Raw genomic sequence first — 12,845 nt, forward strand, 5'->3', positions numbered from 1 at the left:
TCCTACAGCATGCGGTAGGCCCTTCCGGCTGTCACAGCCTGCCGACAGTGCTAAGGTTCTGCCTTGGCTTTTGTACTTTTCCAAGGAAGCTTTTATGCCGGACGCCTCGTCCCTCAACGCTGCATTCATGGTGGTCCAGAGCAATAGCCTGGACGAGCTGCGCAGCCTGGTGGTCAGCATCATGCGGCGATACCCATTGGCTCCCTTGGAGAATGAAATCGCTCTGGTCCAAAGCAACGGTATCGCCCAATGGCTCAAGCTGGCATTGGCAGAAGATCCTGAAGAGGACGATCTCGGTGGTTGCGGAATAGCCGCTGCCATCGATGTGCAGCTTCCAGGCAGTTTCATGTGGCAGCTCTACCGTATGGTGTTGGGCCGAGACGAAATCCCCGCCACATCCCTGCTCGACAAAGCTCCCCTGACCTGGCGGCTGATGCGCCTGTTGCCGCAAGTGATTGATCGCCCCCATTTCGAACCGCTACAACGCTTCCTCACCCATGACACCGACTTGCGCAAGCGCTACCAGTTGTCCGAGCGCCTGGCAGACCTGTTTGACCAATATCAGGTGTATCGGGCCGACTGGCTCGAAGATTGGGCCGAGGGCCGGCATCAGTTACGTAATGTTCGAGGCGAGATAAAGCCACTGCCTCCAGTCAGTTGCTGGCAGGCTGAACTGTGGCGTGCTCTTTTGGAAGATGTCGGTGAGCAAGGCATGGCCCAGAGCCGCGCCGGTGTTCATCAACGATTTATCGAGTGCATAAATTCCCTCGAACATGCACCAGCAGGACTACCCTCGCGGGTGATCGTGTTCGGTATATCCTCGTTGCCCGCCCAGGTGCTTGAAGCGTTGGCCGGACTCGCACGTTTCAGTCAGGTGCTGTTGTGTGTACACAACCCTTGCCGACACCACTGGGCCGATATCGTCGCCGACAAGGATCTGCTGCGTCATCAATACAAGCGTCAGAGCCGCAAGAACGGCATGCCGGTCGTACTCGATCCTGAAACGTTGCACCAACATGCTCATCCGCTGCTCGCCGCCTGGGGCAAGCAATGCCGCGACTATATCAACCTGCTCGACAGTTACGATGACCCCAACAGCTATCGCGCGGCGTTTCGTGACGGGCGCATTGATCTGTTCAGCGAAAATCAGCCACATAACATGCTCAACCAACTTCAGGACGACATCCTCGAGTTGCGGCCACTCAATGAAACGCGTGAGCGCTGGCCTGCCGTTGACTTGACGCAGGATGGGTCGATCCGCTTCCACATAGCCCACAGTGCCCAGCGCGAAGTGGAAATCCTTCACGATCAGTTACTCGCACGCTTCAGCGCCAATCCAGATCTGCGCCCACGAGATGTAATTGTGATGGTGCCGGACATCGACAGCTATGCGCCGCATATCCGGGCGGTGTTCGGACAACTGGATCGACATGATCCACGCTTCATTCCATTTACCTTGGCCGACCAGGGCCAGCGGGGCCGCGATCCGTTGCTGATTGCTGTCGAGCACCTGCTGAAGCTGCCCGATAGTCGTTTCCCGGTGAGCGAGATCCTCGATCTGCTCGACGTCCCTGCGTTGCGCGCCCGATTTGGCGTACAAGAGCGTGATTTGCCTACTCTGCATCGCTGGATCGAAGGAGCAGGCGTGCGCTGGGGAATGAACGCCGGGCAACGTGCCGGCCTGGGCTTGCCGGATGAGCTCGAACAGAACAGCTGGCATTTCGGTTTGCGGCGGATGTTGCTGGGGTACGCAGTTGGCAGCTCCAGCGCCTGTGCCGGTATCGAACCCTACGATGAAATCGGTGGTCTGGATGCTGCGTTGATCGGTCCGCTGGTTGCCCTGCTCGATGCATTGGAACTGGCCCATCACGAACTCACTCAAGTCGCTCAGCCCAAGGTGTGGGGCCTGCGTCTGCAAATCCTGATGCAGCTGTTTTTCAAGGCCAGTAACGAGCACGACGATTATCTGCTCACGCAACTTGAGGAGTTGCGCGAAACCTGGCTGCAGACCTGTGAATCCGTTGGGTTGGTCGATGAATTGCCGCTGACGGTGGTTCGCGAAGCCTGGCTTGCGGGGCTGGATCAGGGGCGTCTGTCCCAGCGCTTTCTGGCCGGCGCGGTAAATTTTTGCACACTGATGCCCATGCGGGCGATCCCGTTCAAGCTCGTCTGTTTGCTGGGGATGAACGATGGCGATTATCCCCGGGCGCAACCTCCACTTGATTTTGACCTCATGGGCAGCGATTACCGGCCCGGGGACCGTTCCCGACGTGAGGATGATCGCTATCTGTTGCTCGAGGCGCTGCTGTCTGCGCGAAATCAGCTGTACATCAGTTGGGTCGGACGCAGTATTCGAGACAATAGTGAACGGCCTGCTTCCGTGCTGATCGGCCAGTTGCGCGATCACCTCGCCAGTGGCTGGCGGTCGCTCGATGAGCACCAGGAATTGTTGCACGCCATGACCGAGGAACATCCCCTGCAACCGTTCAGCTCGCGCTATTTCCATGAAGGCGACCAACTATTCAGTTATGCCCGTGAATGGCAGGTTTTGCACCAGATGCATGAGCCACAACACGAAGCGGAGCTACTCGCGCCTTATGTTCAGGAGGAGCCGCTGAGTCTGGCCCTTCTGCAGGATTTCCTGCGCAATCCGGTCCGGCACTTTTTCACGCAGCGACTCAAAGTGTACTTTGAGGCCGCCGAGGCGCCCTTGGCTGACGAAGAACCGTTCGTGCTGGACGCATTGCAACGTTACACACTGAGCGAGAGCCTGCTCGAGGCCGCACTCCGGCAGCCCGACAATATCGATCGGGCACTCGAAGATCAGGCGCGGCGTTTGCAAAACAGCGGATTGCTGCCCATGGCCGGCTTCGGCGAATGCCTGCAACGAGAGTTGATCGAGCCGTTACCTGACTTGCTGCAACGTTACCAACACCTTCTGGCGTTATGGCCGACACCATTGACCAGCGCGCTCCCGGTCAGTCTTGAGTTGCAGGGCGTGCGTGTTGAAGGCTGGCTCGCCGGTTTGCATCAACGCGCTGACGGTGGCGTGTTGTCGGTCACGACCATTCCCAACAGCATCGGCTCGATCAAAAGTCGAAAATGGCATCGGTTGATCAAGCCGTGGGTCAATCACCTGGTGGCCTGCGCCAGCGGACTTATCCTAACCACGGCACTGGTGGCGAGTGACGATACGCTGCTGCTTGAGCCGACGGAGAAGGACCGAGCGGTTCGTTTTCTGGGTGATCTGCTGCTCGCCTGGCAGGCCGGCATGCGCCAGCCGCTGCCGATCGCGGTCAAGACGGCCTTCGCCTGGCTTGCGCAGACTGATCCGCTCAAGGCTGAGGCGGCTGCCAGAAAAGCCTACGAAGGCGACGGCCAGACCAGTGAAGGTGAGCGCCGTGAAAGCCCTGCGCTGTCACGCCAATTCGCTGACTTTGACGCATTGAGTGCCGACGAAACATTCTCCGGTTGGTGCGACGCGTTGTATCGCCCCCTGTTTGAAGCGCCATGGCGCTCGTTGGCCAGCGAAGGGGCACGCGCATGAGTACCAAAACACCGCTGGCTCTGGCCTTCCCACTGCACGGCAGTCAACTCATCGAAGCCAGTGCGGGTACCGGCAAGACCTTTACCATTTCTGCTCTCTATCTGCGGCTGATCCTTGGCCACGGCGGCGAATCGAGCGGCTTCGGCCGTGAATTGCTGCCCCCGCAGATTCTTGTGGTGACCTTCACCGATGCCGCCACCAAGGAGCTGCGTGAAAGAATCCGTACGCGGCTGGCCGAGGCTGCGCGGTTTTTCCGTGAAGAAACCCCGGCGCCGGATGGCTTGATTGCCGAGCTGCGCGAGCAGTTTGACCCGGCACAATGGCCCGGTTGCGCCAATCGCCTGGACATCGCCGCGCAATGGATGGACGAAGCGGCCGTCTCCACCATCCACAGTTGGTGCCAGCGCATGCTGCGCGAACACGCGTTCGACAGCGGCAGCCTGTTTACCCAGTCCCTGGAAACCGATCACAGCGATCTGCTCGGTGAAGTACTGCGCGATTACTGGCGACTGTTCTGTTACCCGATGCAGGGCGACGCGCTGAACTGGGTTCGCGCTAACTGGGGCGGGCCGGCAGCGTTGTTGCCACGAGTGCGCGGCCTGTTTGGCAGTGAGCGCGACAGTGATGACGGCAAGGCCCCTGCAGAATTGATCAATGAGTGTCTGCAAGAACGGCGTGCCGCGTTGCTCGAGCTGAAGATGCCGTGGCGTCAGTGGGCCGATGAGCTGCTGGTGATCTGTCACGAAGGCGTTGCGAGCAAAGCCGTCGACGGACGCAAGATGCAGGCGCGCTACTTCGAGCCCTGGTTCGAGAAACTCAAGGCGTGGGCCGAAGACGAGGCCATGGAGCAACTGGACATCGGCACCGGTTTCACCCGATTGACCCCTGACGGAATGGCCGAAGCCTGGAAGGGGCAGGCACCGAGTCATCCGGGTCTCGACGCGATGCCGGGGCTCAAGTCGAGCCTCGACGCGCTTCCCACCCCCGATGCCGCCGTATTGCAACATGCGGCGAGATGGGTGGGCGCGCGTTTTGAGGAAGAGAAGCGTCGTCGTGCGGAAATGGGGTTCGACGACATGCTGTTGCGCCTCGATGCGGCGTTGCAATCCGACAGCGGCGAGCGCCTTGCTGCGGTGATCCGCGAGCAGTTTCCGGTTGCTCTGATCGATGAGTTTCAGGACACCGACCCGGTGCAATACCGGATTTTCGAGAGCATCTACCGCATCGAGGACAACAGTCCGGATACCGGCCTGTTCCTGATCGGTGACCCCAAGCAGGCGATCTACGCGTTCCGTGGCGCCGATATCTACACCTACCTGCGTGCGCGTCAGGCCACTGCCGGCCGCCTGCATACGCTGGGCACCAACTTCCGCTCCAGCCATGGCATGGTCAACGCGGTCAATCACGTATTCGAACGCGCCGAGTCCCGCGAGCAGGGACGCGGCGCGTTTTTGTTTCGGGAAAAAACCGGGGAAAATCCGGTGCCGTTCCAGCCTGTTGAGTCTCAGGGGCGTAAAGAGCGGCTGCAGATTGCGGGGCACGATGTCGCGGCACTGAATGTCTGGCACCTGTCGACGGACCAGCCGCTGTCAGGGGCGGTCTATCGCCAGCAGTTGGCGGCGGCCTGTGCCAGCGAAATCACCGCGTTGCTCAATGGCGGGCAAACCGGTGCGGCGGGATTTGTCCGCGACGGAGAAGACTTCAGAGGCTTGCGACCCTCTGACATTGCGATTCTGGTACGCGACGGCAAAGAGGCCCAAGCCGTACGCGCAGAACTCGCGGCCCGTGGCGTGCGCAGCGTTTACCTGTCGGACAAGGACTCGGTGTTCGCCGCCCAGGAAGCGCATGACCTGCTCTCCTGGCTCAAGGCCTGCGCGGAGCCGGATGTCGAGCGCTCTCTGAAGGCTGCGCTGGCCAGCATCACCCTCAATCTGCCGCTGGCTGAACTGGAACGATTGAATCAGGACGAGTTGGTCTGGGAAGCCCGGGTCATGCAGTTTCGTGGCTATCGCGAACTGTGGCGCAAGCAAGGTGTGTTGCCGATGTTACGGCGCCTGCTGCACGACTTTCACCTGCCGCAGACCCTGATCGCACGCAGTGATGGCGAGCGGGTACTGACCAACCTTTTGCACTTGTCGGAACTGATGCAGCAGGCTGCCGCTGAGCTTGATGGCGAGCAAGCGCTGATTCGTCATCTGGCCGAGCTTCTGGCGTTGTCTGGTCAGGCCGGCGAAGAGCAGATATTGCGTCTGGAGAGTGACGAGCAACTGGTCAAGGTCGTGACCATTCACAAGTCCAAGGGGCTTGAGTATCCACTGGTGTTCCTGCCGTTCATCTGCTCGGCAAAACCGGTGGATGGCAGTCGCTTGCCGCTGCATTACCACGATGCCTCCGGCAAAGCCCAGGTGACACTGAAGCCGACCGCCGAATTGATCGCCCTGGCGGATGACGAGCGTCTGGCCGAGGACCTGCGTCTGCTCTACGTCGCCCTGACTCGCGCACAGCATGCCTGCTGGCTGGGTGTCACGGACCTCAAGCGCGGTAATAACAACGGTTCGGTGCTTCATCTTTCGGCGCTTGGCTATCTGCTGGGTGGAGGCGCAAGGCTGGATGAGTCAACCGGTCTGAGCCGCTGGCTGCAGGATTTGCAGCAGAACTGCGCGGCCATCAGTTTGGGGGAGTTGCCTCAAGCCACTCAGGAGATCTACCGGCCCGAGCGTAACGAAGCGATCCTCAGCGCTACATTGGTGCCCAAGCGCAAGGCCAGCGAAAACTGGTGGATTGCCTCCTACAGTGCTTTGCGCATCAGTGACGTGTTGAGCGTGGGCAGCGATGAGGCGCCGGACAGTCCACAAGCGCAAAAGCTGTTTGATGATGAGCGTCTCGACCCGGATGCGCCACGCGAGATCGTCGCCGGTGGCGCCGATATTCATCGTTTTCCTCGCGGTCCGAATCCGGGAACCTTTCTTCATGGTCTGCTCGAATGGGCCGGAGACGAAGGTTTTGCCGTTCCTTTTGAAACGCTCAAGGATGCGATTGGCCGGCGCTGCAACCTGCGTGGTTGGGAGGGTTGGATCACCACCCTGAGTGATTGGCTGCAACACTTGCTCAAGTCGTCGCTGCCAACAGGTAGCGGACAGCCTCCGGTGGTTCTCGAGCAACTCAAACAGTACCGCGTCGAGATGGAGTTCTGGTTCGCCAGCCACAAGGTTGATGTTCTCAAACTCGATGAGTGGGTGCGCCAGTACACTCACAACGGTGTGGCACGAGTGGCCGCCGAGCCAGTACAGCTCAACGGCATGTTCAAAGGCTTCATCGACCTGACCTTCGAACATGAAGGGCGCTACTACGTGGCCGACTACAAATCCAACTGGCTGGGTGTCGACGATGCAGCCTATACCGAGCAAGCCATGGAGCGCTCGATCCTCGACAACCGTTATGACCTGCAATACGTGTTGTATCTGCTGGCGTTGCATCGACAACTGAAGGCGCGGTTGCCTGACTACGATTACGATCGGCATGTCGGTGGTGCCTTGTATGTGTTCCTGCGCGGGACCCGGGCAGACAGTCGCGGGGTGTATTTTGCGCGGCCGCCGCGCGAACTGATCGAGCGCCTGGATCGCCTGTTCCAGGGTAAGCCGGAACCCAAGGCCGAACCCGCATGGGAACAGGGAGTCCTGTTATGAACCGAACCTTCGCCGATCTGTCATCGGCTATCGACAACCCGTCGAGCCTGGCGCCACTGACCAGTGCCTCGGATCTGCTGATCTTGCTTGATCGCTGGGTCGAGCGAGGCTGGCTTCGTTCGCTGGACAAGGCCTTTATCGGTTTTCTGTACGAACTCGCACCCCAGTCCGATCCACTGGTGTTGCTCGCTGCCGCACTGACCAGCCATCAACTGGGTCACGGACATGTCTGCCTCGACCTGTTCGAAACCCTCAAGGCCCCGGATTTCGCCCTGTCTTTACCTCCTGAAGGCGATGAGCAAAGTGATGTCTTGCTCCTGCCGTCGCAGTTGCTTGAAACGCTGGATGGCGCCCATTGGTGCAAGGTGCTGGCGAGCAGCGCTCTGGTTGCACTGGCTGCGGACAATAGCGAAGCGGCGCATCAGCGACCGTTGGTGCTGTCCGGCAAGCGTCTGTACCTGCGGCGCTACTGGGCCTATGAGCGGCGTATCGATGCGGCGTTACGCACACGTCTGGCCCAAGGCGAAACGCCGCCGGATGACTTGCCCCAGCGTCTCGATGAATTGTTCGGCCCCGCCAGGCCGGGAGCAGTGATCGACTGGCAGAAACTCGCCTGCGCGCTTGCCACTCGGGGAGCCTTCAGCATCATCACGGGCGGCCCGGGAACTGGCAAAACCACCACGGTGGTGCGTCTGCTCGCGCTGCTTCAGGCGCCGGCGGTGGAAGCCGGTCAGCCGTTGCGCATTCGTCTGGCGGCGCCCACGGGCAAGGCTGCTGCGCGGTTGACCGAGTCCATCAGCCAGCAAGTGCAGTCGCTGCAAGTCACCGAAGACGTGCGCGAGAAGATCCCCTGCGACGTGACCACTGTCCATCGTTTGTTGGGCAGTCGGCCCGGCACCCGACATTTCCGCCACCATGCCGGCAACCGCTTGCCGCTGGATGTGCTGGTGGTCGATGAAGCTTCCATGATCGACCTGGAAATGATGGCTAACCTGCTCGATGCGTTGCCGGCGCATGCGCGTCTGGTGTTGCTCGGTGACAAGGATCAACTCGCCTCCGTAGAGGCGGGGGCGGTGCTCGGCGATCTGTGCCGCGATGCCGAGGCAGGCTGGTACAACCCGCAGACCCGGCGGTGGCTGGAGTCGGTCAGTGGTGAGTCATTACAGGACAGTGGCCTGCACGAGGACCACGACGGCTCGCATCCTTTGGCTCAGCAACTGGTGATGTTGCGCCATTCCCGACGCTTCGGTGAAGGCAGCGGCATCGGTCAGCTGGCGCGGCGGGTCAATCAGCAGTTGCCGGAGGAGGCGCGCCAGTTGCTGGCGGCCGGTCACTATGATGACGTGTTTTCCCTGCCGCTCAAGGGCGAACACGATCACACGTTCGAGCGGCTGCTGCTCGACGGTCATGGGGAAGGTCCAAAGGGTTATCGCCACTATCTGAACATCCTGCGCGAACAACGCCCGCCAGCAGGCAGACCGCTGGAGCATCCAGACTGGATCAACTGGGCGCGGGCGGTGCTGCAGGCGTTTGACACCTTCCAGTTGTTATGTGCCGTGCGCAAGGGGCCTTGGGGCGTTGAAGGGTTGAATCTGCGGATCACCGAAACGCTGGTCAAGGCACGCCTGATCGAGCATGACCAGCAATGGTACGAAGGCCGGCCGGTGCTGATGACGCGCAACGATTACGGTCTGGGTCTGATGAACGGCGATATTGGCATCGCCCTCAAGTTGCCCGAGCGCGAAGGCCCCGAAGCTGGCAGACCGGTACTGCGCGTTGCCTTTCCGCGTAACGACGGGCAGGGCGGTGTGCGTTTCGTGCTGCCGAGCCGGCTCAACGATGTGGAAACGGTGTACGCGATGACGGTGCACAAATCCCAGGGCTCCGAGTTCGCCCACACCGCGCTGATCCTGCCGGACGCTTTGAATCCGGTGTTGACCAAGGAATTGATCTATACCGGTATTACCCGGGCCAAACACTGGTTCACTTTGATCGAGCCCCGGGCCGGCGTGTTTGAAGAGGCGGTGCAGCGCAAGGTCAAGCGCCTGAGCGGATTGATGCTGGAACTGGAAGAAGGTGGCGAGGTTCGGGAATGAAATAACCTGATGTTCGGTGCCGATTATTGACCATCTGGTCAGCAGCTGCTGTCTCGCTGGTGTTACTGCGCTGTGCTATCGTTGCGGCATCATTTCGGTACGATCCAAGAGAATCCCTGCATGAAGGTGGCTGTCTGGGCGACAGAGCGCGTGGTTCGCTGCAAGCACGCATTGCTTGTCGGTCTGCTCTGTTTGCTGACCGGCGCCGCCATGGCGCAGGCACAGACGCCGGTGGGCATGGCCGAGCAGCGCGCCCTGTCGGTGACGCAGGTTGTGCTGGGCATCCTCAGTTACGCGCGCTGGCCGGTGGAACCCGCACAATTGCGCCTGTGCATCGTCGGCCCCACCGAATACACCGATGACCTGGTCAAAGGCACTACGCAAGCCACCGGTCGTCCGGTCGCTGTGCGCCGACTGCTGGCCGACAACCCGGCGATCGTCAGCGAATGCGATGCGGTGTACATCGGCAAACTCACCGCAGATGAACGCAGTCGGCTGTTCACGTCATTGATCGGCCATCCGGTGTTGAGCATCAGCGAAGGGGGCGATCAGTGCACGGTGGGCAGCCTGTTCTGCCTGCGCGTCGGCGATGAACAGGTGTCCTTCGAGGTCAACCTCGACTCTGTCGCGCGCAGCGGTGTACGCATCCACCCGAGCGTACTGCAATTGTCGCGTCGCAAACCGGCGGCGCCATGAAACTGTTCCGTTCCGGAAGCCGCCCGACGCTGGGATCGGTCATTGGCCGTGGACATTTGATTGTGGCGCTGGTAGCCGTGACGATGGCCAGCGTATCGCTGACCCTGTTGGGCGTTCTTGCGCTGCGGGTGTACGCCGATCACAACCTGCAGCTCATTGCGCGCTCGATCAGCTACACCGTGGAAGCAGCGGTAGTGTTCAACGACAAGGCCGCCGCGACTGAAGCGCTGGCCTTGATTGCGTCCACCGAAGAGGTGGCGGACGCGCAGGTGTTCGATGCGCAAGGTCAGGTGCTGGCGCGTTGGCAGCGGCCGGAGAACGGCTTGTTCACCGAATTGGAAATGCAGATCACGCGTACCGTTCTGGAAAAGCCGGTCAGGCTGTCGATTGTGCATCAGGAGCGCGAAATCGGTCACATTCTGCTGGTCGGTCATGGCGGCAGTCTCATGCGCTTTTTGCTGAGCGGTCTGGCAGGGATCATCCTGTGTACCGCCATCAGTGCCTGGGTCGCGCTCTATCTCGCGCGTCGACAATTACGCGGTATTACCGGACCACTGCGTAGCCTCGCCGCGGTGGCCCACGCCGCGCGCAGCGAGCGCGCGCTGGATCGACGGGTACCGCCGGCGCAGATTGCCGAACTGGATAATCTGGGCAACGACTTCAATGCTTTGCTCGACGAACTCGAATCCTGGCAAACCCACCTGCAGAGCGAGAACGAGACCCTCGCCCACCAGGCCAGCCACGACAGCCTCACCGGCTTGCCGAACCGGGCGTTTTTCGAGGGCCGATTGATTCGTGCCCTGCGTAATGCCGGCAAACTCAACGAGCGGGTAGCGGTGTTGTTTCTCGACAGTGACCGTTTCAAAGGCATCAACGACAACTTCGGCCACGCCGCCGGCGATGCCGTGCTGGTGGCGGTCGCCAATCGGATCCGCGCGCAGCTGCGTGAAGAGGATCTGGTGGCGCGGCTCGGCGGCGATGAGTTTGCCGTGCTGCTTGCGCCGCTGCATAAGGTCGAAGATGCCGAGCGTATTGCCGACAAGATTCTCGACAGCATGGACATGCCCATCGCGCTGCCGGGCGATACCAGTGTGGTGACGTCGCTCAGTATCGGCATTGCGGTTTTCCCTGATCATGGTGCCACGCCAGGTGCCTTGCTCAACGCCGCCGACGCGGCGATGTACCAGGCCAAACGCCTGTCGCGTGGTGCTCAATTCACTGCCGGGTCGGAGAGCCCGGTTGTCAATCTGCAAACCAGGAGCTGATTCCCGTGTTCACACTTCCCGCTCGATTGTTTTCCGCCTTGCTGATGATCGCCGTACTGGCGCTGACCGGCTGCCAGACCGCACCACAAAAAGGCCTGACCCCGGCGCAGATCGCCGTCCTCAAACAACAAGGCTTCGAGGCAACCGACGAAGGCTGGGAGTTTGGCCTGTCAGGCAAAGTGCTGTTTGGCAGCGATATCGAAAGCTTGAACGCGCAAAGCACCGAAATCGTCGAACGCATCGGCAAGGCGCTGGTGGGGGTCGGTATTGAACGCGTACGGGTCGACGGTCATACCGACGCCTCGGGCAAAGAGACCTATAACCAGCAATTGTCGCTGCGCCGGGCCAAGAGTGTGGCCAAAGTGCTGACCACCGTCGGCATGAAGGAAGAGAACATCCAGTTGCGAGGCCTGGGCAGCAGCGAGCCGGTGGCGTCCAACAGTACTGCCGCCGGACGTACCGAGAATCGTCGGGTGTCGATTGTGGTCAGCGCCGATTAATCGGCAAACCGCATCTCGCGGGTCTGCCCCATCAGTAGACCCTGATTACGCTCGGTCACCTCACGGATGTAATCCCACAACAGGGTGATCCGCTTTAACTTCCTCAGATCCTCCCGGCAGTACATCCAGAACTGCCGGGTGATGTCGATTTCTTCGGGCAGCACCGGCAGCAGGCGCGGATCCTGGGCCGCGAGGAAGCACGGCAGAATTGCCAGTGAACGCCCTTGCTGCGCTGCGACGAACTGCGCGATCACGCTGGTGCTGCGCAGGTTCGCGCTGGCGCCGGGCAGCACGTTCGCCAGGTACAGCAGCTCCGAGCTGAACGCCAGGTCATCCACATAACTGATGAATTGATGCTTGCCCAAATCGGCCGGGCGGCGGATCGGTGGGTGTTGGTCGAGGTAGTCCTGAGTCGCGTACAGCTGCAAGCGGTAGTCGCAGAGTTTGCAGCACACGTACGGGCCGTGCTCCGGGCGCTCCAGGGCAATGACGATATCGGCTTCGCGTTTGGACAGGCTGATGAAGTGCGGCAGCGGCAGGATGTCTACCGAGATTGCCGGGTAATCGTCGACGAAATGGCTCAGCTGTGGGGTGATGAAAAAGCTGCCGAAACCTTCGGTGCAGCCCATGCGCACATGGCCCGACAGTGCCACACCGGAGCCGGAGACCTGCTCGCAGGCCATGTGCAAGGTGCTTTCAATCGACTCGGCATAGCCCAGCAAACGCTGGCCTTCAGTGGTCAGGACAAAACCGCTGGTGCGCGATTTTTCGAACAGCAATGTACCCAGCGCCGCTTCCAGCGAGCTGATGCGCCGCGACACCGTGGTGTAATCGACGGCCAGGCGTTTGGCCGCGGTGCTGGCCTTGCGGGTGCGGGCGACTTCGAGGAAAAACTTCAGGTCGTCCCAGTTCAGCGACCCCAGGGAGGTGATGTTTTTTTGCATGATGGACGGGCTTATATGTGCGTTCTTATTAGAAGTTTGCACATCTATACTCCAAAAACAGTCCGACAACCAACTCGTGACACACGCCTCATCTCAAGGCGAACCTTTCGC

General features: G+C 60.6%; 7 protein-coding genes. 6 read left to right on the forward strand and 1 reads right to left on the reverse strand.

Annotation, left to right across the window (positions count from 1 at the left end; genetic code table 11):
- Nucleotides 1–94 precede the first annotated feature (94 nt).
- From recC to ACM6HV_RS24515, 6 genes are all read left to right on the forward strand, one after another.
- Nucleotides 95–3,547, forward strand: coding sequence for an exodeoxyribonuclease V subunit gamma (recC, locus tag ACM6HV_RS24490; protein WP_414905497.1), 3,453 nt, complete (start codon nt 95–97; stop codon nt 3,545–3,547).
- Nucleotides 3,544–7,233: an exodeoxyribonuclease V subunit beta gene (gene recB, locus ACM6HV_RS24495; protein WP_414905498.1), complete on the forward strand. Its 3,690-nt coding sequence runs from the start codon at nt 3,544–3,546 to the stop codon at nt 7,231–7,233. The genes recC and recB overlap by 4 nt, the downstream gene beginning before the upstream one ends.
- The gene (gene recD / locus ACM6HV_RS24500; RefSeq protein WP_414905499.1) at nt 7,230–9,329 is read left to right on the forward strand and encodes an exodeoxyribonuclease V subunit alpha; all 2,100 of its coding nucleotides are present in this window, start codon (nt 7,230–7,232) and stop codon (nt 9,327–9,329) included. The genes recB and recD overlap by 4 nt, the downstream gene beginning before the upstream one ends.
- A gap of 120 nt (nt 9,330–9,449) precedes the next feature.
- Nucleotides 9,450–10,025, forward strand: coding sequence for a YfiR family protein (locus tag ACM6HV_RS24505; protein ID WP_414905500.1), 576 nt, complete (start codon nt 9,450–9,452; stop codon nt 10,023–10,025).
- Nucleotides 10,022–11,290 carry a diguanylate cyclase domain-containing protein gene (locus ACM6HV_RS24510; RefSeq protein ID WP_414905501.1) on the forward strand — a complete coding sequence of 423 codons (1,269 nt, stop codon included), beginning with the start codon at nt 10,022–10,024 and terminating at the stop codon, nt 11,288–11,290. Before ACM6HV_RS24505 ends, ACM6HV_RS24510 begins: the two co-directional genes overlap by 4 nt.
- A 44-nt stretch (nt 11,291–11,334) precedes the next feature.
- Complete coding sequence (locus ACM6HV_RS24515; RefSeq protein ID WP_174377346.1) at nt 11,335–11,790, forward strand: OmpA family protein; 456 nt, start codon at nt 11,335–11,337, stop codon at nt 11,788–11,790.
- Here the strand turns inward: ACM6HV_RS24515 and ACM6HV_RS24520 are convergent.
- Entirely contained in the window at nt 11,787–12,734 is a 948-nt protein-coding gene (locus ACM6HV_RS24520) for a LysR family transcriptional regulator (protein ID WP_414905624.1), read from the reverse strand. The two genes, ACM6HV_RS24515 and ACM6HV_RS24520, sit on opposite strands and share 4 nt — an antisense overlap.
- Nucleotides 12,735–12,845: the final 111 nt, after the last annotated feature.

The organism is Pseudomonas sp. IT-P260, assembly GCF_949768395.1.
GTDB classification, from domain to species: Bacteria; Pseudomonadota; Gammaproteobacteria; order Pseudomonadales; family Pseudomonadaceae; genus Aquipseudomonas; species Aquipseudomonas parakoreensis.